Annotated in this window: 20 protein-coding genes; 17 read left to right on the forward strand and 3 right to left on the reverse strand. The window is 58.0% G+C overall.

The annotated features are described in order from the left end of the window. Positions 1-24: 24 nt before the first annotated feature. On the reverse strand, positions 25-1527 hold the full coding sequence (araA, locus tag AC559G_RS23815) for an L-arabinose isomerase (RefSeq protein WP_498915118.1): 1503 nt from the start codon (positions 1525-1527) through the stop codon (positions 25-27). A 10-nt stretch (positions 1528-1537) separates the two neighbouring features. Beyond that, positions 1538-3235, reverse strand: coding sequence for a ribulokinase (locus tag AC559G_RS23820; RefSeq protein ID WP_498915120.1), 1698 nt, complete (start codon positions 3233-3235; stop codon positions 1538-1540). A 339-nt stretch (positions 3236-3574) separates the two neighbouring features. On the opposite strand from AC559G_RS23820, the gene araC reads away from it, so the two are divergent. The 10 genes from araC to rihA all read left to right on the forward strand — a co-directional run bounded on the left by araC (position 3575) and on the right by rihA (position 13362). After that, positions 3575-4420, forward strand: a complete 846-nt coding sequence (gene araC / locus AC559G_RS23825) for an arabinose operon transcriptional regulator AraC (RefSeq protein WP_498915308.1) — start codon at positions 3575-3577, stop codon at positions 4418-4420. 202 nt (positions 4421-4622) lie between these two features. After that, positions 4623-5678: a PhoH family protein gene (locus AC559G_RS23830; RefSeq protein ID WP_438597462.1), complete on the forward strand. Its 1056-nt coding sequence runs from the start codon at positions 4623-4625 to the stop codon at positions 5676-5678. Further along, positions 5675-6148 carry an rRNA maturation RNAse YbeY gene (gene ybeY, locus AC559G_RS23835; protein WP_498915122.1) on the forward strand — a complete coding sequence of 158 codons (474 nt, stop codon included), beginning with the start codon at positions 5675-5677 and terminating at the stop codon, positions 6146-6148. Before AC559G_RS23830 ends, ybeY begins: the two co-directional genes overlap by 4 nt. Positions 6149-6224: 76 nt before the next feature. Beyond that, positions 6225-7103 carry an HlyC/CorC family transporter gene (corC, locus tag AC559G_RS23840; protein WP_498915124.1) on the forward strand — a complete coding sequence of 293 codons (879 nt, stop codon included), beginning with the start codon at positions 6225-6227 and terminating at the stop codon, positions 7101-7103. Positions 7104-7110: 7 nt separating this feature from the next. Beyond that, entirely contained in the window at positions 7111-8646 is a 1536-nt protein-coding gene (gene lnt, locus AC559G_RS23845) for an apolipoprotein N-acyltransferase (RefSeq protein WP_498915126.1), read from the forward strand. A gap of 398 nt (positions 8647-9044) precedes the next feature. Continuing rightward, positions 9045-9941, forward strand: a complete 897-nt coding sequence (locus AC559G_RS23850) for an amino acid ABC transporter substrate-binding protein (protein WP_438597465.1) — start codon at positions 9045-9047, stop codon at positions 9939-9941. Positions 9942-10161: 220 nt separating this feature from the next. After that, complete coding sequence (locus tag AC559G_RS23855) at positions 10162-10902, forward strand: amino acid ABC transporter permease (protein ID WP_095845479.1); 741 nt, start codon at positions 10162-10164, stop codon at positions 10900-10902. Further along, a complete protein-coding gene (gene gltK / locus AC559G_RS23860) occupies positions 10902-11576 on the forward strand; it encodes a glutamate/aspartate ABC transporter permease GltK (protein ID WP_279023967.1) in 675 nt (224 codons plus the stop codon). The genes AC559G_RS23855 and gltK overlap by 1 nt, the downstream gene beginning before the upstream one ends. Next, positions 11576-12301: an amino acid ABC transporter ATP-binding protein gene (locus AC559G_RS23865; RefSeq protein WP_121554801.1), complete on the forward strand. Its 726-nt coding sequence runs from the start codon at positions 11576-11578 to the stop codon at positions 12299-12301. Before gltK ends, AC559G_RS23865 begins: the two co-directional genes overlap by 1 nt. 128 nt (positions 12302-12429) lie before the next feature. Next, a complete protein-coding gene (gene rihA, locus AC559G_RS23870; RefSeq protein WP_498915129.1) occupies positions 12430-13362 on the forward strand; it encodes a nucleoside hydrolase in 933 nt (310 codons plus the stop codon). A 396-nt stretch (positions 13363-13758) separates the two neighbouring features. Here the strand turns inward: rihA and AC559G_RS23875 are convergent, their stop codons facing one another. Next, positions 13759-14241: a zinc ribbon-containing protein gene (locus tag AC559G_RS23875; protein ID WP_438597123.1), complete on the reverse strand. Its 483-nt coding sequence runs from the start codon at positions 14239-14241 to the stop codon at positions 13759-13761. 318 nt (positions 14242-14559) lie between these two features. Here AC559G_RS23875 and leuS point away from each other — a divergent pair, with 318 nt between their 5' ends. The 7 genes from leuS to mrdA all read left to right on the forward strand — a co-directional run bounded on the left by leuS (position 14560) and on the right by mrdA (position 22292). Continuing rightward, complete coding sequence (gene leuS, locus AC559G_RS23880; RefSeq protein ID WP_498915131.1) at positions 14560-17142, forward strand: leucine--tRNA ligase; 2583 nt, start codon at positions 14560-14562, stop codon at positions 17140-17142. Between the two features lie 13 nt (positions 17143-17155). After that, complete coding sequence (gene lptE, locus AC559G_RS23885) at positions 17156-17710, forward strand: LPS-assembly lipoprotein LptE (RefSeq protein WP_498915133.1); 555 nt, start codon at positions 17156-17158, stop codon at positions 17708-17710. Then, positions 17707-18738, forward strand: a complete 1032-nt coding sequence (holA, locus tag AC559G_RS23890) for a DNA polymerase III subunit delta (protein WP_279023958.1) — start codon at positions 17707-17709, stop codon at positions 18736-18738. The genes lptE and holA overlap by 4 nt, the downstream gene beginning before the upstream one ends. Then, complete coding sequence (gene nadD / locus AC559G_RS23895) at positions 18731-19393, forward strand: nicotinate-nicotinamide nucleotide adenylyltransferase (protein ID WP_498915135.1); 663 nt, start codon at positions 18731-18733, stop codon at positions 19391-19393. The genes holA and nadD overlap by 8 nt, the downstream gene beginning before the upstream one ends. A gap of 174 nt (positions 19394-19567) precedes the next feature. Then, positions 19568-19885, forward strand: coding sequence for a ribosome silencing factor (rsfS, locus tag AC559G_RS23900; RefSeq protein WP_279023954.1), 318 nt, complete (start codon positions 19568-19570; stop codon positions 19883-19885). Between the two features lie 3 nt (positions 19886-19888). Then, positions 19889-20359 carry a 23S rRNA (pseudouridine(1915)-N(3))-methyltransferase RlmH gene (rlmH, locus tag AC559G_RS23905; RefSeq protein WP_498915137.1) on the forward strand — a complete coding sequence of 157 codons (471 nt, stop codon included), beginning with the start codon at positions 19889-19891 and terminating at the stop codon, positions 20357-20359. 37 nt (positions 20360-20396) lie between these two features. Then, positions 20397-22292 (forward strand): peptidoglycan DD-transpeptidase MrdA, encoded by a 1896-nt coding sequence (mrdA, locus tag AC559G_RS23910; protein WP_279023952.1) that lies wholly within the window; start codon positions 20397-20399, stop codon positions 22290-22292. The last annotated feature ends 4 nt before the right edge of the window (positions 22293-22296 follow it).

Raw genomic sequence — 22296 nt, forward strand, 5'->3', positions numbered from 1 at the left:
AGGCGTTCTCCAAACAGTGTCTGCCTAGCGTTTACCGCCGTAATACACCGCGTTCCAGCGCAACGCGTCTTTAAAGGCCGGCAGCCGGGTATCGTTATCAATCACCGTCAGTTCGATGTCATACAGTTCGGAAAACAGGCGCAGATCGTCCAGCGTCAGCGCCTGGCTGAAGACGGTGTGATGCGCGCCACCGGCGATAATCCACGCTTCGGCGGCGGTGTGCAGATCCGGCAAAGCCTTCCACAGCGCGTTCGCCACCGGCAGTTTCGGCAGCGGGTGCGGCGTATCCAACGCTTCCACGGTGTTGACCAGCAGGCGAAAACGGTCGCCCAAATCGATCAGGCTGGCGTTGATGGCCGGCCCGCTGCGGGTCGAGAAAATCAGCCGCGCCGGATCCGCTTTGCCGCCGATGCCAAGGAACTGTACGTCCAAAATCGGCTGCTCCTCAGTGGCGATAGACGGGCAAACCTCCAGCATATGGGAGCCGAGCACCAGATCATTGCCGGCCTCAAAGTGATAGGTGTAGTCCTCCATAAACGAAGTGCCGCCCGGCAGCCCTGACGACATTACCTTCATGATGCGCAGCAGCGCCGCGGTCTTCCAGTCGCCCTCGCCCGCAAAGCCGTAGCCCTGCTGCATCAGCCGCTGCACCGCCAGCCCCGGCAGCTGTTTCAGGCCATACAGATTCTCAAAGGTGGTGGTGAAAGCGTGGAATCCGCCCTCTTCCAGGAAGCGTTTGATGCCCAGCTCAATGCGCGCCGCATCAATCACGTTCTGCCGTTTTTCGCCGTGAACCTGCGCCGCCGGCGTCAGGCGATAGGATGACTCATACTCATCCACCAGCGCGTTGACATCGCCGGTGCTAACGGCATCGACCACTTCCGCCAGATCGCCCAGCCCATAGCCGTTGACCGAAAAGCCGAACGTGATCTGCGCCGCCACCTTGTCGCCTTCGGTAACCGCCACTTCACGCATGTTGTCGCCGAAACGCGCCACTTTCAGCTGGCGGGTATCCTGCTTCGATACCGCCTGGCGCATCCAGGCGCCAATCCGCATACGGCTTTGCGGATCTTGCCAATGGCCGGTAACCACGCTGTGCGTCTGGCGCATACGGGCGCCGATGAAGCCGAACTCGCGGCCGCCGTGCGCGGTCTGGTTCAGGTTCATGAAGTCCATATCGATGCTGCTCCAAGGGATCTGGGCATTGAACTGGGTGTGAAACTGCAACAATGGCTTGGTCAAAATGCTCAGGCCGTTGATCCACATTTTGGCCGGCGAAAAGGTATGCAGCCACACCACCAGCCCGGCGCAGCGCTCGGCATAATTGGCTTCGCGGCAGATCGCCGTGATCTCGTCCGGGCTGGTGCCCAACGGTTTAAGCACCAGTTTGCAAGGCAGGTTCCCTTCGGCATTAAGCGCATTCACCACCTGTTCGGCGTGTTGAGTCACCTGGCGCAGCGCTTGCTCGCCGTAGAGTTTCTGGCTGCCAATCACAAACCACACTTCGTATTGGGAGAAAATAGTCATCGTCGTGTCCTTAGTGGATCGGAGCTGCCGGTGCGCCGGACGGCGCGGCAGAGGGGAGATAAAGCGGTTCCGCGCGGGCGGCCCACTGCTGATAGCGGTGGTAAAGCGCATCGAAACGCGCCGCGCGCGCAGGCGCCGGTTGCAACGTGGTTGCTATCTGGCTGGCCATCGCCTGCTGCGCGGCGGCAATATCCGGGTGTTGCCGCGCCGCGACGGCGGCAAAAATCGCCGCCCCCAACGCACAGCATTGGTCGGAGGCCACAATCTGTAATGGCCGGTTAAGTACGTCGCAGCACACCTGCATGATGGCCGGCGATTTGCGCGCGATGCCGCCCAGCGCCATCACCGCATTCACCGCAATGCCCTGCTGGGTAAAACACTCCATGATGGCGCGCGCGCCGAAGGCGGTGGCGGCGATCAAACCGCCGAACAGTGCCGGCGCGTCGGTCGCCAGATTGAGATCGCTAATCACCCCTTTTAGCCGCTGGTTGGCGTTCGGCGTGCGGCGGCCATTAAACCAGTCCAGCACCACCGGCAAATACTCCAGCGACGGGTTGCTGGCCCAGGCTTCGGTCAGCGCGGGCAAAAGCTGTTGTTTGCTGCGCTGGAGCGGTTCGCGCAGTTCGGGATGCGCCAGCGCCAACTGATCGAGCGGCCAGCCGAGTAAACGGCCGAACCAGGCGTAGATATCGCCGAAGGCCGACTGCCCGGCTTCCAGCCCGATAAAACCCGGCACTACGCTGCCATCCACCTGGCCGCAAATCCCCTTCACCGCGTGTGTCCCCACCGTGGTTTTATCGGCGATCAGAATGTCGCAGGTCGAGGTGCCGATCACTTTCACCAACGTATTCGGCGCCGCCCCGGCGCCTACGGCGCCCATATGGCAATCAAACGCCCCGCCGGCAATCACCACGCTTTGCGGCAACCCCAGACGGCGCGCCCATTCGGCCGACAGCCGCCCGACCGGGCGCTCCGCCGTCCAGGTCGTGGTAAACAGCGGGTAGGCCAAATGCCGATTGATCAGCGGCTCGAGACTATCGAAGAACTCTGCCGGCGGCAGGCCGCCCCAGCTTTCATGCCACAGTGACTTATGCCCGGCGCTACAGCGGCCCCGGCGGATGTCCTGGGGCCGCGTGGTGCCGGACAGCAGCGCCGGCACCCAGTCACACAGCTCAATCCACGACGCCGCCGCCTGTGCGACGGCGGCATCCGCGCGGGTCACATGCAGGATCTTGGCCCAAAACCACTCGCTGGAATAAATACCGCCGATATAGCGCGAATAGTCCGTCCGGCCCGGCTGGTGGCAGAGCCGGGTAATGGCTTCCGCTTCCTCCACCGCCGTATGGTCTTTCCACAGTACGAACATGGCATTGGGGTTGTCGGCAAATTCGGGGCGCAGCGCCAGCACATGGCCCGCGGCGTCGATCGGTGCGGGCGTAGAGCCGGTGCTATCTACGCCGATGCCGCAGACGGCGGCGCGCTGCGTCTCATCCAGCTCGGCCAGCACGGCGGTTAACGCTTCCTCCATGGCCTCAATGTAATCCCGTGGATGATGGCGGAACTGATTATTGGCGGCATCGCAATAGCGGCCTTCCCGCCAACGCGGATACCAGGCCACCCGCGTAGCCAGTTCCGTTCCCCGCGCACAGTCAACCGCCAACGCACGAACGGAGTCACTGCCGAAATCCAGACCCAGCGCTATCGCCATTTTTGCACTCCCCGAATGAATCAGATGTGCATAGACAATAGGGGCCGGTTGGGCGGAAGCGTCAGGCGGTATGCGCTGAAAACATGGATAAAACAGCTATGCCAGCGGAAATTGTGAAGCAGCGCAAACTCTTGATGCGGATATCCCGGCCCACAGGCCGCAAGCAGCTATGCTCATCACTGACGCAGGCAGAGCCTGCCGTTACGGCAACTCTTGCGCGCTCTCGGGCTGAAGCGCGCGCCGGTCACGTGTTCACTGATAGCCGGGTTTCAGCCCACGATAGCCATCCTGGCACATGGACAATCAGTTTCCCTCTGCTCCTGGAGATCCCGCCTTATGATGAATGAGAAACAAAACGATCCTCTGCTGCCGGGCTACTCTTTCAACGCACATCTGGTGGCTGGGCTGACGCCGATCGAAGCCGAAGGGCCGCTGGATTTTTTTATCGACCGCCCACAGGGCATGAAAGGCTATATCCTCAACCTAACGGTACGTGGGGAAGGCATGATCAATAATCGGGGCAACCATTACCTGTGCCGTCCGGGCGATATGCTGCTGTTCCCGCCCGGCGAGATCCATCACTACGGGCGCGCGCCGCGAAGTGAAAGCTGGCATCATCAGTGGGTCTACTTCCGGCCGCGCGCTTACTGGCAGGAGTGGCTGAACTGGCCGGTGCTTTTTGCCCTCACCGGTTTCTTCCGCCCGGACGAAACGCAGCAGGGCCGCTTTGCGCAGCTGTTTCAGCAGATGATCGACGCAGGGCGCGATGCCGGGCATTACTCGGAGCTGTTGGCCATCAACCTGCTGGAGCAGTTGCTGCTGCGGCGCATGGAGGTCATCAACGCGTCGTTGAAACCGCCGCTGGACAGCCGGGTGAGCGACGCCTGCCACTTTATCAGCGATCATCTGGCCGACCGCAGTGTCAATATCGCCAGCGTCGCGCAGCACGTTTGCCTCTCGCCTTCCCGTCTTTCGCATCTGTTCCGCCAGCAGCTTGGCGTCAGCGTGCTAACCTGGCGTGAAGATCAGCGCATCAACCAGGCCAAATTACTGCTCAGCACCACCTGCATGCCCATCGCCAGCGTCGGCAATATCGTCGGTTATGAAGATCAGTTCTATTTTTCACGCGTGTTCAGAAAATACACCGGCGTCAGCCCCAGCCAGTTCCGCACCGGCTATGCCTAAGCACTTGCCGTTCAGCGCGGGCTTTTCCCCTGCAATCCGCACCTGTTGAGCAGTTTTTATTAGCAACAGCAGTGGTAAACTTGCGCCGATGCCCGACAGCATGAATAATTCAAGGTAAGCCATCAGGGTTCGCCCTGTCCGCGCGCGTCCCGTGACGCGCTACGTGCTATCAACCAGGCCCTATGTGACCTAGAGGAATAGTTTGAACGTCGCAACACAAGAAATCCTGCTAGAGCCCGCAGACAACAAACGCCTGCTCAGTCTGTGCGGCCCGTTTGATGACAATATCAAACAACTCGAGCGCCGGTTGGGGATCGAAATCAACCGCCGCGATAACCGCTTCAAGCTGGTGGGCAAGAACCTGTGCGTTAACGCCGCCGCTGATATTCTGCGCCATCTGTATGTGGATACCGCCCCGATCCGCGGCGTGATCCCCGATATCGAGCCGGAACAAATCCATCTGGCCATTAAAGAGAGCCGGGTGCTGGAGCAGGTGGCCGACAGCGTGCCGGAATACGGCAAAGCGGTTAACATCAAAACCAAACGCGGCCTGGTCAAACCCCGTACGCCAAATCAGGCCCAGTACATCGCCCATATTCTGGATCATGACATCACCTTCGGCATTGGCCCGGCGGGCACCGGGAAAACCTATCTGGCGGTCGCGGCCGCGGTCGATGCCCTGGAGCGCCAGGAAATCCGCCGTATCCTGCTGACGCGCCCGGCGGTGGAAGCCGGTGAGAAGCTGGGCTTCCTGCCTGGGGATCTGAGTCAGAAGGTCGATCCTTACCTGCGGCCGCTGTATGACGCCCTGTTCGAAATGCTGGGCTTTGAGCGCGTTGAAAAACTGATTGAACGCAACGTGATTGAAGTCGCGCCGCTGGCCTATATGCGTGGCCGCACGCTGAATGACGCCTTTATCATTCTTGATGAAAGCCAGAACACCACCATCGAACAGATGAAGATGTTCCTGACGCGCATCGGCTTTAACTCCAAAGCGGTGATTACCGGCGACGTTACGCAGATCGACCTGCCGCGCAACCAGAAATCCGGCCTGCGCCACGCGGTGGAAGTGTTGTCGGAAGTGGAAGAGATCAGCTTCAACTTCTTCCATAGCGAAGACGTGGTGCGCCACCCGGTGGTTGCGCGCGTGGTTATCGCTTATGAAGCCTGGGAAGCGGCGGAGCAAAAACGCAAAGAGGCGGTTGCCGAGCAACGCAAACGCGAAGCCCAGCTGGCTTCCAGCCAGGAGGCGCCATGAGCCAGATTATTCTGGACTTGCAGATCGCCTGCGAAGACAGCGCCGGCCTGCCGGACGAGGCCACCTTCCAGCGCTGGCTGGAAGGGGTGCTGCCGCAGTTCCAGGAAGAAGCGGAAGTGACCATCCGCCTGGTGGATGTGGCCGAAAGCCACAACCTGAACCTGACCTACCGCGGGAAAGACAAACCGACCAATGTGCTGTCGTTCCCGTTCGAAGCGCCGCCGGGTATCGAGCTGCCGCTGCTGGGCGATCTGATCATCTGTCGCCAAGTGGTTGAACAGGAAGCCGCAGAGCAGAACAAAGCGCAGGAAGCCCACTGGGCGCATATGGTTGTCCACGGCAGCCTTCATCTGCTAGGGTATGACCACATCGAAGACGATGAAGCCGAAGAAATGGAGTCTTTGGAAACCGAGATCATGCAGGCCATGGGTTACCCAGACCCGTATCTCGCGGAAAAAGACCCCGCTTAACGCCGGCCGTTTGCCCCGCACAGGGGCAACGCCCGGCTTTCTCAACTCTGACATGAGTGATATTAACTAAAACGCCATGAGCGACGACCATTCACAAAGCAATGACAGCCCCAGTCCCAAGAAGGGGTTCTTTACTCTTATCCTTAATCAGCTGTTCCACGGCGAACCTAAAAACCGTGGCGATCTGGTAGAGCTGATCCGTGATTCCGAACAAAACGATCTGATCGATCCCGATACCCGCGACATGCTGGAAGGCGTGATGGATATCGCCGAACAGCGCGTGCGCGATATCATGATCCCTCGCTCCCAGATGGTAACGCTGAAACGCAACCAGACGCTCGAAGAATGCCTGGACGTGATTATCGAATCCGCTCACTCACGCTTTCCGGTGATCAGCGAAGACAAGGATCACATTGAAGGCATTCTGATGGCCAAGGACTTGCTGCCCTTCATGCGCACCGACTCCGAACCGTTCAGCATTGATAAAGTGCTGCGTACCGCAGTGGTGGTGCCGGAAAGCAAGCGCGTTGACCGGATGCTGAAAGAATTTCGTTCCCAGCGTTATCACATGGCTATCGTCATTGACGAGTTTGGCGGCGTTTCCGGCCTGGTCACCATCGAAGATATTCTGGAACTGATCGTCGGCGAGATCGAAGACGAATATGACGATGAAGAAGATGTGGATATTCGCCAGCTTAGCCGCCATATGTATACCGTGCGCGCACTGACCGATATCGAAGACTTCAACGATACCTTCGGCACCCATTTCAGCGATGAGGAAGTCGATACCATCGGCGGCCTGATTATGCAGGCGTTCGGCCACCTGCCGGCGCGTGGGGAAACCATTGAAATTGAAGGTTACCAATTTAAAGTGGCGATGGCGGATAGTCGACGTATCATCCAGGTTCATGTAAAAATTCCGGACGACTCCCCGCAACCGCAACTGGAAGATTAAATTTCACATGGCTAAAGCCTCTCTACTTGAACGCCAGCGGGTTCGCGCCCTGCTGGCGCTGTTGTCTGGTGCCTGCGGCACGTTGGCCTTCTCGCCGTATGATTTCTGGCCTGCCGCCATCGTCGCCCTGTTTGGCCTGCTGGCCGTCACCCTGTCCCGCTCGCCCCGGCAAGCGGCCCTGCTTGGTTTTATCTGGGGGCTGGGGCTGTTCGGCAGCGGCGTCAACTGGGTTTACGTCAGCATCGCCGATTTCGGCGGCATGCCGTTTGCCGTCAATATCTTCCTGGTGGTGGTGCTGGCGGCCTATCTGTCGTTATACACCGGCCTGTTCGCCGGGCTGTTGGCGCGCCTCTGGCCGCGTACCAGCCTCTGGCGGCTGGCGCTCGCCGCGCCGGCCCTGTGGCAGCTTACCGAATTCCTGCGCGGCTGGGTGTTGACCGGCTTCCCTTGGCTGCAGTTTGGCTACAGCCAAATCAATGGGCCGCTGAAAGGCGTGGCCCCATTGTTGGGGGTTGAGGGGATTACCTTTATTCTGGTGTCGCTCAGCGGGGTGCTGGTTTATGCCTGCAACCAACGGCGGCTCATCCCGGCGATCGTCGCCGCCGCCATGCTGTTGCTGCCTTGGCCGCTGCGCCAGTTGCAGTGGTTTACCCCACAGCCGGAAAAAGCCGTCAACATCGCCATGGTGCAGGGCAACATCGCCCAGTCAATGAAGTGGGATCCGCAGGCACTGGTCAGCACGCTGCAAACCTACCTCGACGAAACCCGCCCCCTGATGGGCAAAGCGCCGATCATCATCTGGCCGGAATCGGCTATCCCGGATTACGAAGCCGCGCAGAATGGTTTCCTGACCATGGTGGACGATCTGATGCGGGCGAAAAACAGCAGCCTGGTGACCGGCATTGTCGATGTGCGGGCCACGCCGCAGGGCAACCAGATCTTCAACAGCGCCATTGTGCTCGGCGAACCAACGCCGTACCGTTACCCGGCGCAAAACCGCTACGATAAGCATCATCTGGTTCCTTTCGGCGAGTTTGTGCCGCTGGAAACTCTGTTACGGCCGCTGGCGCCGTTCTTTGATTTGCCGATGTCATCCTTCAGCCGCGGCGGCTACGTGCAGCCCGCGTTGAGCGTGCGGGGGCTCAAGCTGACGGCGGCGATTTGCTATGAGATTGTGCTGGGCCAACAGGTGCGCGATAACTTCCGCCCGGATACCGACTTCCTGCTGACCATCTCCAACGACGCCTGGTTCGGCCATTCGATCGGCCCGTGGCAGCATTTCCAGATGGCGCGCATGCGCGCATTGGAATTGGGCCGCCCGCTGTTGCGCAGCACTAACAACGGTATCACCGCCGCCGTCGGGCCAACCGGCGAGGTGATAGCCAGTATCCCGCAGTTCACCCGTGGCGTACTGGCCGTCAACGTGACCCCCACCCGCGGCATCACGCCCTATGCCCGTTTTGGTGCAATGCCCGTCTGGATCATCACCGCCCTGCTGGGCGCGCTGGCGCTGATCGCCGGCTGGCGCCGCGGCAACCGCTAACCCACAGGCAGGCACAGCACGCTGTGCCTGCCATGCGCAAATCCGCCTGCGAAGGCACCTGCGGGCAGATCCCTCCCCTGTAAAACCAACAAGGCTGGCACACTCCTTGCTTTAGTTATCTCGTGATTTATCGCAGGTTTACTTTTGGTGACATTTAATGGCCGATCAGCACAATGCCGGAGCACAGCATGCACTTTATTGGTGCTTGACGCTTTTTATGCATTAGTTTGGTGCGTTTGATGTCGCAAAAAACGAAACATTTTAGTTTCAACCTATTCACAATCGACTATTTTCAAACGGTAATCTGTTCCGGGGCTATCTTTATAACAGAGCAAAAAGCAACCGTTTAAACTTGGCGCGTTTAGCCAAAGCCATCACAACAGCAAAGGAGTTGGACCATGCAAATGCGTAAATTGGCGTTATCGTTACTGCTGATCGGTATGGCAAGTAGCGTCGCCCATGCGGAAGAGCTGACCGGTACGCTTAAAAAGATTAAAGACAACGGCGTGATTGTTGTTGGTCACCGCGAATCGTCAGTACCTTTCTCCTATTATGACAACCAACAGAAAGTGGTGGGCTACTCCCAGGAGTATTCCAACCTGATCGTTGATGCCATCAAGAAAGAGCTGAACGAACCCAACCTGCAGGTGAAAATGCTGCCTATCACCTCGCAAAACCGTATCCCGCTGCTGCAAAACGGCACTTACGACTATGAGTGCGGTTCCACCACCAACAACCTGGAGCGCCAGCAACAGGCGGCCTTCTCCAATACCATCTTTGAGATCGGTACCCGTCTGCTGGTGAAAAAAGGCTCCGACATCAAAGACTTTAAAGACCTGGCCGGAAAAACCGTGGTCGTTACCTCCGGCACCACCTCTGAAATTCTGCTGAACAAGCTGAACGACAACGACAACATGAAGATGCGCATTATCAGCGCCAAAGATCATGGCGACTCTTTCCGTACGCTGGAAAGCGGCCGTGCGGTTGCCTTCATGATGGATGACGCCCTGCTGGCCGGTGAACGTGCAAAAGCGAAAAAACCGGGTGACTGGGTGATCGTCGGCACGCCGCAATCCAAAGAAGCCTATGGCTGTATGCTGCGCAAAGACGATCCGCAGTTCAAAAAACTGGTTGATGACACCATCGCCCAGGCGCAAACCTCCGGTGAAGCCGCCAAATGGTTTGATAAATGGTTCCAACAACCGATTCCACCCAAAAACCTTAACATGAATTTCGAACTGTCCGACGACATGAAACAACTGTTCAAAGCACCTAACGATAAAGCAGTTCAGTAAGTTGAAAAACAGCGCCGGCCAGGCCACAAACCTGGCCGGCCTGGTTGATGGCTGGGACAGACAGGCATGCGGGGGGCCGTTCCCCTCCCGCTTTTCCCCGTTTTACTCACTATCGGCTTTTCGCCAATAAGCCAGGGAAACCCAACTGGCGGCAAAAGGCCAAAAATACTGAAAGTCATCAATGTTTGGGGTGCTCTGTGCCCGCTTAACGGAGTTTTTTATGTCAATAGATTGGAACTGGGGTATCTTCCTGCAGCAGGCCCCGTTTGGGAATACCACTTACCTTGGCTGGCTGTGGTCCGGCTTCCAGGTAACGGTAGCTCTCTCCATCTGTGCTTGGATCATCGCTTTTTTTGTCGGTTCCCTGTTCGGTATTCTGCGAACCGTGCCTAACCGCTTTCTTTCTTCCCTGGGTACCTGTTACGTGGAGCTGTTCCGTAACGTACCGCTGATTGTGCAATTCTTCATTTGGTATCTGGTGGTTCCGGAACTGCTGCCGGTGGATATCGGCATGTGGTTTAAAACCGAGATCGACCCCAACACGCAGTTCTTCGTTTGCTCAACCGTCTGCCTGGGGCTGTTTACCGCGGCACGCGTGTGCGAACAGGTTCGCGCCGCCATCCAGTCATTGCCGCGCGGCCAGAAAGCCGCCGGGCTCGCCATGGGCCTGACGTTGCCGCAAACCTACCGTTATGTGCTGCTGCCGAACGCCTACCGCGTTATCGTGCCGCCCATTACCTCTGAAATGCTGAACCTGGTGAAGAACTCCGCCATCGCCTCAACGATCGGGCTGGTGGATATGGCCGCACAGGCTAATAAATTGCTCGATTACTCCGCGCACGCCTATGAATCCTTTACCGCAATCACGCTGGCTTATATCGGCATTAACGCCGTCATTATGATAATCATGCGTTTCGTCGAACAGAAAGTGCGGTTGCCAGGCAATATGGGGAGTAAATAATGTACGAATTTGATTGGGGTTCCATTGTCCCAAGCTTCCCTTACCTGTTACAGGGGCTGGGCGTCACGCTGAAAATTACCGTTACGGCGGTGATTTTCGGTATCATCTGGGGCACGATTCTGGCGGTGATGCGTTTGTCGCCGTTCAAGCCGATCAGTTGGTTCGCGATGCTGTACGTCAACCTGTTCCGCTCCGTGCCCCTGGTGATGGTGCTGCTGTGGTTCTACCTGGTGGTGCCAAGCTTTTTACAACAGGTTCTGGGATTGTCGCCGAAAACCGATATTCGCCTGATTTCGGCTATGGTAGCCTTTTCCCTGTTTGAAGCGGCTTATTATTCGGAAATTATCCGTGCCGGTATCCAGAGCATCTCCCGTGGCCAATCTTCAGCCGCCCTGGCGCTGGGTATGACCCACTGGCAATCGATGCAACTGGTTATCCTGCCGCAGGCGTTCCGCGCCATGGTGCCGCTGCTGCTGACGCAGGGCATCGTACTATTCCAGGATACCTCACTGGTGTATGTGCTGAGCCTGGCGGATTTCTTCCGCACCGCCACGACGATTGGCGAGCGCGACGGCACGCAGGTTGAAATGATCCTGTTCGTCGGTCTCGTCTATTTTGTTATCAGCCTTGCCGCCTCGGCGTTGGTAAGCTATTTGAAGAAAAGGACAGTTTGATGATTTCCCTGAAAAACGTTTCTAAATGGTATGGCCACTTTCAGGTGCTGACTGATTGCTCCACGGAAGTAAAAAAAGGTGAGGTAGTCGTCGTCTGCGGTCCTTCCGGCTCGGGCAAGTCTACCCTGATTAAAACCGTCAATGGCCTGGAGCCGATTCAGAAAGGGGAAATCCTGGTGAACGGCACGCAGGTGAACGATAAAAAAACCAACCTGGCGCATCTGCGTTCCAAGGTCGGCATGGTGTTCCAGCATTTTGAACTGTTCCCGCACCTGTCGATCATCGAAAACCTGATCCTGGCACAGGTGAAGGTTCTCAAACGCGATAAGGCCGCCGCACGCGACAAGGGCCTGAAGCTGCTGCAGCGCGTTGGCCTGTCGACGCACGCGGATAAGTACCCGGCGCAACTTTCCGGTGGCCAGCAACAGCGCGTGGCGATTGCACGCGCGTTGTGTATGGATCCTATCGCCATGCTGTTCGACGAACCCACTTCGGCGCTGGATCCGGAAATGATCAACGAAGTGCTGGACGTGATGGTTGAGCTGGCGCAGGAAGGCATGACCATGATGGTGGTCACCCACGAAATGGGCTTTGCCCGCAAAGTGGCGCACCGCGTGATCTTTATGGACGAAGGCAAAATCGTCGAAGACCGTAAAAAAGATGATTTCTTCACCAACCCGGAATCTGACCGCGCCAAAGATTTCCTGGCGAAAATCCTGCACTGATCGTCCTCTTCAAGCGCTCCTTACGGGGCGCTTGCTTTTGTTATGCTGCCCCAAACCCGATTGAGGAAGAGAAACGCCGTGCCCATGAGCGTTATGCTGCAGAGGTAACCCGGCCAAGGAGATAACAGATGCCCCGCCCGATTATTATCGATTGCGATCCCGGCCTTGATGACGCCATTGCCCTGGCGATGGCGCTGCGTTCACCCGCGCTGGATGTAAAAGCCGTCACCACCTCCGCCGGCAACCAAACGCCGGAAAAAACGCTGCACAATACCCTCGGTTTGCTGACGCTGATGCAGCGCACGGATATTCCCGTCGCCGCCGGCGCGGCCAAGCCGCTGATGCGCGAGCTGGTGATCGCCGAACACGTCCACGGCAAAACCGGCATGGGCAATACTCACCTACCGACGCCAGGCTGCAACCCGGTGAAGCAGAGCGCGGTAGAGCTTATCGCCAGCCTGCTACGCAGCGCGCCAGTGCCGATAACGCTGGTGGTCACCGGCCCAATGACCAATATAGCCCTGCTGCTGGCCCAACATAGCAAACTGAAGCCGCGCATCGAACAGATTGTGTTTATGGGCGGCGGGATACACGCCGGCAACGCCACGCCGGTAGCGGAATTTAATATTTATGTAGACCCGGAAGCCGCCGAAATCGTCCTGCAGTCTGGCGTCCCGCTGGTGATGGCCGGCCTTAACGTAACCCACCAGGCGCTGGTGTTGCCGCAAGAAGCCGAACGCATCCGCGCCATCGGCAACCCGGTCGCCACGGCGGTGGCTGAAATGCTGGATTTCTATCTGCCGCTTTATCTTCAGCACCCGCGCGGCCTGCCGGGCGCCGCCATGCACGATCCCTGCACCATCGCCTGGCTGCTGGCGCCGGCGCTGTTTAACAGCCGCCAGCTTTGGGTGGGCGTGGAAACCAAGGGGGAATATACCCTGGGCCAGACGGTAGCGGATGAGTTCCAGCAAAACGGCAAGCCGGCCAATGTGGAAGTTTTAACGCATATCGATCGCGCCGGCTTTGTGGATTTACTGGTGGAGTGCGTTTCCCGTTATTGAACCGGCTTCCCCTCACCCTAACCCTCTCCCCAAGGGAGAGGGAACCGGACGGTGCGACTACATAACCACCGAGAGAGGGAGCTGACCTTAAGCCCCCTTTTCCCCCTCATCCTCTCCCCAAGGGAGAGGGAACGGCCGGTGCGACTACATACCCACCGAGAGAGGGAGCTGGCCTTAAGCCCCTTTTCCCCTCCCCCTAACCCTCTCCCGCAGGGAGAGGGAACTGGCAGGTGCAACTACATAACCACCGAGAGAAGAAACAAGCCGGTGCAACGATACATGCCGCAGAACAGCCATCACTTTAGCTTCGCCAGGCGAGTTTTAGTCACCCCACCGGCCCACAACGCCGGGCTGCTCCCTCTCCCCGCGGGAGAGGGTTGGGGTGAGGGTGAGGGATCAAGGCTCAAACGGCCGCCTCTGGAACTGGTCGTGCCCGCATTTTGGGCAGAGCGGCAACACCTCCGGCGTGTAAAACGCCAGATGATAATGGCATTTCTCACACACCAGATTGCCCAGCCCGACCACCTCGCCGCTGTGATAAACCCCGTGGTGGCTCACGTCTTTGAACACTTCCCGCCACTCAAGCTGGGTTTTATCGGTGATATCCGCCAACTCCTGCCACAGGCTCTCTTTAATCACCCGCATAAAAACGCTGTCGGTAAAATCTTCCTGGTTCTCGCCGTAGCTTCTGGCGAACTCTTCCAGATCGCGCCGGACGGCCTGGGTAAGCTGTGCGATCTCGGTGCGCGTCATCTCCCCGGCGGCGTTCAGCCGCTGTTCGGCGCTGGCGACCAATGCATCGATATCACGTTCCCCCGCCTTCAAACGTTCCGTGAGTGATGACAGCAATTCCCGGTAATGCTCAGTTACCTTGTTCATAGTCTCTCCTCGTGAAGCGGTGCGACAGGATTGTCTTCCTACGTTACCCCCTACCATTTTAGCCGTAAATTACTGATGTCACTCACTTGCGGCGAAATTGTACAAATATGCACCCGATCGTAGCGGGGATTTTTAAATCCGGCGGCCCGGAAACGCTTAGTGTTGTTGCCAAGAGCCCTTATCAGCTATGCTATGCGGATCTATCTATAAACCAAAAGTTACGGATTTATACCCGATGGCTTCAAGGCGCGGCCAGTCAGGCTGCGTGCGCGAAGGCAGAAGGTATAGTGTTTTACACCTATAGGACCACCAGCCGCCATGCAAGAGCAATACCGTCCAGAAGACATAGAGCCGAACGTACAGCTTCACTGGCAAGAGAAGCAAACATTCAAAGTTACCGAAGATTCCAGCAAGGAAAAGTACTACTGCCTATCGATGCTGCCGTACCCTTCCGGGCGCCTGCATATGGGGCACGTGCGTAACTACACTATCGGTGACGTCATCTCGCGTTACCAGCGCATGCTGGGTAAAAACGTGCTGCAGCCGATTGGCTGGGATGCATTCGGTCTACCGGCGGAAGGTGCTGCGGTAAAACACAATACGGCGCCAGCGCCGTGGACTTACGACAACATCGAATACATGAAGAACCAGCTGAAACTGCTGGGCTTCGGTTATGACTGGGATCGCGAGATCGCCACCTGCAAACCCGACTATTATCGCTGGGAACAGTGGTTCTTCACCAAGCTGTATGAAAAAGGCCTGGTTTACAAGAAAACCTCTGCGGTGAACTGGTGCCCGCACGATCTGACCGTGCTAGCCAACGAACAGGTTATCGACGGCTGCTGCTGGCGCTGCGACACCAAGGTCGAGCGCAAGGAAATCCCGCAGTGGTTCATCAAAATCACCGCTTACGCCGATCAACTGCTCAACGATCTGGACACGCTGGAAAGCTGGCCGGAGCAGGTGAAAACCATGCAGCGCAACTGGATTGGCCGTTCCGAAGGGGTTGAAATCACCTTCGATGTCGCCAGCAGCGATGAGAAAGTGACGGTTTACACCACCCGCCCGGACACCTTTATGGGCGCCACTTACGTGGCCGTTGCCGCCGGCCACCCGCTGGCGCAGCAGGGTGCGGCCAATAATCCGGAACTGGCCGCCTTCATCGAAGAGTGCCGCAATACCAAGGTTGCCGAAGCAGAAATGGCCACCATGGAGAAAAAAGGCATGGCTACCGGCCTGTATGCCATCCACCCGCTGAACGGTGAAAAGCTGCCGATCTGGGTAGCCAACTTCGTGCTGATGGAATACGGCACTGGCGCGGTCATGGCGGTTCCTGCCCACGACCAACGCGACTGGGAGTTCGCCAGCAAATATGGCCTGACCATCAAACCCGTGATCCGTAATCTGGACGGCAGCGCGCCGGACGTCAGCCAGGCGGCGATGACCGATAAAGGCACGCTGTTCAACTCCGGCGAGTTCGACGGGCTGGATCACGAAGCCGGCTTTAACGCCATCGCCGATAAACTGGTGGCGCAGGACGTGGGCCAACGCAAGGTTAACTACCGCCTGCGTGACTGGGGCGTTTCCCGCCAGCGTTACTGGGGCGCGCCGATCCCAATGGTCACGCTGGAAGACGGTACCGTAATACCGACGCCGGAAGATCAACTGCCGGTGATCCTGCCTGAAGACGTGGTGATGGACGGTATCACCAGCCCGATCAAAGCCGATCCAGAATGGGCGAAAACCACCGTCAACGGGCAGCCTGCGCTGCGTGAAACCGATACCTTCGACACCTTTATGGAATCCTCCTGGTACTATGCGCGCTACACCTGCCCACAGTACGACAAAGGCATGCTCGACCCGGCCGCGGCCAACTATTGGCTGCCGGTGGATCAGTACGTGGGTGGTATCGAACACGCGATCATGCACCTGATGTATTTCCGCTTCTTCCACAAACTGATGCGCGACGCCGGCCTGGTGGATTCCGACGAGCCAGCCAAACGCCTGCTGTGTCAGGGGATGGTACTGGCGGATGCCTTCTACTACACCGGCAACAGCGGCGAGCGCATTTGGGTTTCCCCGGTTGACGTAACCGTCGAGCGCGATGACAAAGGCCGTATCGTCAAGGCGACCGATAAGCAGGGCCGTGACGTGGTCTATGCCGGCATGAGCAAAATGTCGAAGTCGAAAAATAACGGCATCGACCCACAAGAGATGGTAGAAAAATACGGTGCGGACACCGTGCGCCTGTTCATGATGTTCGCCTCACCGGCGGAAATGACCCTCGAATGGCAGGAATCCGGCGTCGAAGGGGCAAACCGCTTCCTGAAGCGCGTCTGGAAACTGGCTTACGATCACACCGGTAACGGCGCCGTTCAGGCATTGGACGTTGCCGCGCTGAATGAAGATCAAAAAGCGCTGCGCCGCGATCTGCACAAAACCATCGCCAAAGTGACCGACGATATCGGCCGCCGCCAGACTTTCAACACCGCTATCGCAGCGATTATGGAGCTGATGAACAAACTGGGCCGTGCGCCGCTGGAAAGCGAACAGGATCGTGCCCTGATGCAGGAAGCGCTGCTGGCCGTGGTGCGCATGCTGTATCCGTTCACGCCACACTTCAGTTTCAGCCTGTGGCAAGCGCTGGGCGGCGAAGGCGATATCGACACCGCACCATGGCCTGTGGCTGATGAAGCCGCGATGGTTGAAGACACCAAACTGGTGGTGGTACAGGTTAACGGTAAAGTCCGCGCCAGAATCACCGTGCCGGCCGATGCAACCGAACAGCAGGTACGCGAACGCGCTGCAGAGGAACATCTGGTGGCGAAATATCTGGAAGGGGTTACCGTGCGTAAGGTGATCTATATTCCAGGCAAACTGCTTAACCTGGTTGTGGGTTAAACAAGGAGGCGTTGTGCGACATCGTATTATCACGTTGTTGCTGGGGTTGGCGGTGCTGGTCACCGCCGGCTGTGGTTTCCACCTGCGCGGCACCACGCAGATCCCGGCTGAAATGAAAACCATGCTGCTGGACAGCTACGATCCTTACGGGCCGCTAACCCGCGCCGTGCGTGAACAACTGCGCCTAAATGATGTGACCATTGTCAAAGACGCGATGCGCAAGGATATTCCTTCCCTGCGCATCACGGGCTCCACCGTGGGCCAGGATACGGTTTCCATCTTCCAGGATGGGAAAACCGCGGAATACCAGTTGGTGATGAATGTCAGCGCCCAGGTGTTGATCCCTGGCCACGACGTTTATCCGCTCAACATTAGCGTGTTCCGCTCTTTCTTCGATAACCCGCTGACCGCGCTGGCGAAAGATTCCGAGCAGGAAATCATCCTGCAGGAAATGCGTGAGCAGGCTGCTCAGCAGCTGGTGCGTAAACTGCTGTCGGTGCATGCCGCCGAGGAAAACGCTCAGCATAAGGCCGCCGCTAACAAAGCGGAAAGCCGCGTAGCCCCATGACCCGCCTCTATCCAGAACAACTTGCCGCGCAACTCCGTGAGGGGTTGCGCGCTTGTTATGTGTTAAGCGGAAATGAACCGCTGCTGCTGCAGGAGAGCCAGGATTTAATCCGCCAGGCGGCGCAGCAGCAACAGTTTAGCGAGCATTACAGCATCACGCTTGATCCCCATACCGACTGGGGCGCCATTTTTAACCTGTGCCAGTCAATGAGCCTGTTCGCCAGCCGCCAGACGCTGCTGCTGATCTTCCCGGATAGCGGCCCAACGGCGCCGATCGGCGAACAACTGGTCAAACTGGCCGGGCTACTGCACGATGACATTCTGCTGATCCTGCGCGGCCCGCGCCTGACCAAAGCACAGGAGAACAGCGCCTGGTTCAAGGCGCTGGCGCCCAAGGGCGCATACGTGGTCTGCCAAACGCCGGAGCAGGCACAGTTGCCCCGCTGGGTCGCCGCGCGCGCCAAAGCCATGGGGCTGGAGCTCGACGATGCCGCCAATCAGCTGCTGTGCTATTGCTATGAAGGCAACCTGCTGGCGCTGGCGCAGGCGCTGGAACGCCTGGCACTGCTGTACCCAGACGGCAAACTGCCGCTGCCCCGCGTTGAGCAGGCGGTGAACGATGCCGCCCACTTCACCCCCTACCACTGGCTGGATGCCCTGCTGGCGGGAAAAAGCAAACGCGCCTGGCATATTCTGCGCCAGTTGCAGCAGGAAGACGCCGAACCGGCAATCCTGTTGCGCACCCTGCAGCGTGAATTACTGCTGTTACTGACGCTGCAACGGCGCATGGCGACCACACCGTTGCGCACGCTGTTCGATCAGCACAAAGTGTGGCAGAACCGCCGCAACCTGATCACTCAGGCGCTGCAGCGCCTGTCCGGGGCCCAGTTGCAACAGGCCGTGCACCTGCTGGCGCAGGTGGAACTGACCCTGAAGCAGGACTATGGTCAGACCGTCTGGCCGGAATTGGAAACCCTGTCGATGCTGCTGTGCGGCAAACCTTTGGCCACGAGTCTTTCTGATGTCTGATAACGCAGAACCCATCACTACGCTGCACGCCCTGTTCGGCGGCACGTTTGATCCAATCCACTACGGCCACCTGCGCCCGGTTGAAGCACTGGCGGAAAAAGTCGGGCTGAAGCAGGTTACGTTATTGCCAAACCATGTGCCGCCGCACCGGCCGCAGCCGGAAGCCAATGCCCGGCAGCGTTTGAAAATGGTTGAACTGGCGATCGCCGATAACCCGCTGTTCACCGTTGACGATCGCGAACTGCACCGCACCTCCCCTTCCTATACCATCGAAACGCTGGAGGCGATCCGCAAAGAACGCGGCACCGCCCAACCACTGGCGTTTATTATCGGCCAAGACTCATTGCTGACATTGCACAAGTGGCACCGCTGGCAGGATCTGTTAACCTACTGTCATCTGCTGGTGCTGGCGCGCCCGGGCTACCGCAACCACATGGATACGCCGGCGCTGCAACAGTGGCTGGAACAACACCAGGTGACGGACAGCGCCTTATTGCGCCAACGGCCGCAGGGCGCCATCTATCTGGCGGACACGCCATTGCTGGATATTTCCGCCACCGAGATCCGCGATCGGCGACACCAGGGCATCAGTTGCGACGATCTGCTGCCCCGTTCGGTGCAACGCTATATCGAGTTGCAGGGTTTATATCGTTAGCCAAAGGTGCATGCTATACTGCGCCGCTATTTTTCCGGTAACGGCTGGAAGGCCTGGCAACACTGGCTCGCCCGCGTCCCACGGCTGCGTTCTGCCGATTACCATGAATATTGGCCGTATGCAGGTGATAGCCTGCCTACGCTGAATGAACAAAAAACACCAGAGGGGGAACCTTTGCAAGGTAAAGCGCTCCAAGACTTCGTCATCGATAAGATTGATGACCTGAAAGGCCAAGACATTGTCGCTCTGAACGTTCAGGGTAAATCCAGCATCACCGACTGCATGATCATCTGCACCGGTAACTCCAGCCGCCATGTGATGTCCATTGCCGATCACGTTGTACAGGAATCCCGCGCTGCCGGCTTGATCCCTTTGGGTGTTGAAGGCCAGAACATTTCTGACTGGGTGGTCGTGGATCTGGGCGATGTGATCGTGCACGTGATGCAGGAAGACAGCCGCCGCCTGTATGAACTGGAAAAGCTCTGGAGTTAAACGGTGAAATTGCAACTGGTCGCCGTCGGCACCAAAATGCCGGACTGGGTGCACACCGGCTTTATGGATTATCTGCACCGCTTTCCCAAAGATATGCCGTTTGAGCTGACCGAGATCCCGGCGGGCAAACGCGGCAAAAATGCCGATATCAAACGCATACTGGAAAAGGAAGGCGAGCAAATGTTGGCCGCCGTCGACAAGGGCAACCGCATCGTCACGCTGGATATCCCCGGCACTCCGTGGGAAACGCCGCAGTTGGCGCAGCAGCTTGAGCGTTGGAAGCAGGATGGCCGCAACGTCAGCTTGTTGATCGGCGGCCCGGAAGGGTTGGCGCCTGCCTGCAAGGCCGCGGCAGAGCAAAGCTGGTCACTGTCGCCGCTGACGCTGCCCCACCCGTTAGTGCGCGTACTGGTTGCCGAAAGCCTGTACCGCGCCTGGAGCATAACAACAAATCATCCTTATCATCGGGAGTAACCGGTGATGACCGTGACAGAGTGAATAAAGCAGCGGGATGAAAATAGAACGCAACCCTTTTCGCGACTATACGGCTGAATCAGCCCTGTTTGTACGCCGCGCCCTGGTGGCGTTCTTTGTCATTCTGGTGCTGACAGGCATTCTGATCGCCAATCTGTATAACCTGCAGATCCTGCGCTTTGAAGATTACCGAACCCGTTCCAACGAGAACCGTATCAAGCTGGTGCCGATCGCGCCCAGCCGCGGCATTATTTACGATCGTAACGGCACCCCGCTGGCGCTTAACCGCACCATTTATCAGTTGGAACTGATGCCGGAAAAGGTCGACGATCTGAAAGCTACGCTGCAGGCGCTGCGGCCCATCGTCGATCTGACCGATGAAGACATCGCCAACTTTGAAAAAGAACGCAAGCGCTCACGCCGCTTTGTTTCCATCCCAGTAAAAACGGCGCTCACCGAAGTGCAGGTCGCGCGCTTTGCCGTCAACCAGTTCCGCTTCCCCGGCGTTGAGGTAAAAGGCTACCAGCGCCGCTATTACCCTTACGGTTCGGCGCTCACCCACGTCATCGGCTACGTATCGAAAATTAACGATCGCGACGTGGAACGGCTGGATAAAGACGGCAAGCTGGCCAATTACGCCGCCACGCATGACATCGGCAAATTGGGCATTGAGCGCTATTACGAAGACGTGTTGCATGGTAAAACCGGCTATGAAGAAGTCGAGGTAAATAACCGCGGCCGGGTCATCCGCCAGTTGCATGAACAGCCGCCTTCCGCCGGGCAGGATATTTACCTGACGCTGGATCTCAACCTGCAGCGCTACATTGAACAACTGCTGGTGAACAGCCGCGCGGCCGTGGTGGTGAGCGATCCGCGCACCGGCGGTATTCTGGCGCTGGTGTCCACGCCAAGCTACGATCCCAACCTGTTTGTGGACGGCATATCGAGCAAGGACTATCAGGGGTTGCTGAACGATCCAAACCGCCCGCTGATCAACCGCGCCACGCAGGGGGTTTATCCGCCGGCTTCCACGGTGAAACCTTATATCTCCGTCTCGGCGCTCAGCGCCGGGGTGATCACCAAAAACACCGTGGTGTTCGATCCCGGCTGGTGGCAATTGCCCGGCTCTGAAAAACGCTTCCGCGACTGGAAAAAGTGGGGCCACGGCCGCCTCAACGTGACCAAAGCGCTGGAGGAATCCGCCGATACCTTCTTCTACCAGGTTGCCTACGACATGGGCATCGATCGTTTGTCCGAATGGCTGACCAAATTCGGCTACGGGCAATACACCGGCATCGATCTGTCCGAAGAGCGCTCCGGGCTGATGCCGACGCGCGAATGGAAACTCAAACGCTTCAAGAAGCCGTGGTATCAGGGGGACACCATTCCAGTGGGCATCGGCCAGGGCTACTGGACCGCCACGCCGATCCAAATGTCCAAAGCGCTGAATACGCTGATTAACGACGGCAGTGTCAAAGTGCCGCACCTGCTGCAGGCCACCCGGATCAACGGCGAACAGGTGCCCTATGTTCAGGAACAGCATACGCAAATTGGCGATATTCATTCCGGCTTCTGGGAAATCGCCAAAGACGGTATGTACGGCGTAGCCAACCGGCCTAACGGCACGGCACGCAAATATTTTGAAGGCACACCGTATAAAGCCGCGGCGAAATCGGGTACCGCACAGGTATTCGGCTATGAAACCTATAACGCACATAAGCTGGCGGAGCACCTGCGCGATCACAAGCTGATGACCGCCTTCGCGCCTTACGACAACCCGACAGTATCAGTCGCCATTATTCTGGAAAACGGCGGTTCTGGCCCGGCGGTGGGTACCATCACCCGCCAGATCCTCGACCACATCCTGCTGGGCGACAACAATACGCAACTACCGGTCGCGGCGCCTGCCCCGCCCGGTACAGAAGGTGACTAACGGA

Source organism: Gibbsiella greigii, from assembly GCF_039540155.1.
Classification (GTDB): domain Bacteria; phylum Pseudomonadota; class Gammaproteobacteria; order Enterobacterales; family Enterobacteriaceae; genus Gibbsiella; species Gibbsiella quercinecans.

Coding starts and splice junctions, on each gene's coding strand:
- araA (WP_498915118.1), bottom strand. CDS start 1,527: ATGACTATTTTCTCCCAATACGAAGTGTGGTTTGTGATTGGCAGCCAG.
- AC559G_RS23820 (WP_498915120.1), bottom strand. CDS start 3,235: ATGGCGATAGCGCTGGGTCTGGATTTCGGCAGTGACTCCGTTCGTGCG.
- araC (WP_498915308.1), top strand. CDS start 3,575: ATGAATGAGAAACAAAACGATCCTCTGCTGCCGGGCTACTCTTTCAAC.
- ybeY (WP_498915122.1), top strand. CDS start 5,675: ATGAGCCAGATTATTCTGGACTTGCAGATCGCCTGCGAAGACAGCGCC.
- corC (WP_498915124.1), top strand. CDS start 6,225: ATGAGCGACGACCATTCACAAAGCAATGACAGCCCCAGTCCCAAGAAG.
- lnt (WP_498915126.1), top strand. CDS start 7,111: ATGGCTAAAGCCTCTCTACTTGAACGCCAGCGGGTTCGCGCCCTGCTG.
- AC559G_RS23850 (WP_438597465.1), top strand. CDS start 9,045: ATGCAAATGCGTAAATTGGCGTTATCGTTACTGCTGATCGGTATGGCA.
- AC559G_RS23855 (WP_095845479.1), top strand. CDS start 10,162: ATGTCAATAGATTGGAACTGGGGTATCTTCCTGCAGCAGGCCCCGTTT.
- gltK (WP_279023967.1), top strand. CDS start 10,902: ATGTACGAATTTGATTGGGGTTCCATTGTCCCAAGCTTCCCTTACCTG.
- AC559G_RS23865 (WP_121554801.1), top strand. CDS start 11,576: ATGATTTCCCTGAAAAACGTTTCTAAATGGTATGGCCACTTTCAGGTG.
- rihA (WP_498915129.1), top strand. CDS start 12,430: ATGCCCCGCCCGATTATTATCGATTGCGATCCCGGCCTTGATGACGCC.
- AC559G_RS23875 (WP_438597123.1), bottom strand. CDS start 14,241: ATGAACAAGGTAACTGAGCATTACCGGGAATTGCTGTCATCACTCACG.
- leuS (WP_498915131.1), top strand. CDS start 14,560: ATGCAAGAGCAATACCGTCCAGAAGACATAGAGCCGAACGTACAGCTT.
- holA (WP_279023958.1), top strand. CDS start 17,707: ATGACCCGCCTCTATCCAGAACAACTTGCCGCGCAACTCCGTGAGGGG.
- nadD (WP_498915135.1), top strand. CDS start 18,731: ATGTCTGATAACGCAGAACCCATCACTACGCTGCACGCCCTGTTCGGC.
- mrdA (WP_279023952.1), top strand. CDS start 20,397: ATGAAAATAGAACGCAACCCTTTTCGCGACTATACGGCTGAATCAGCC.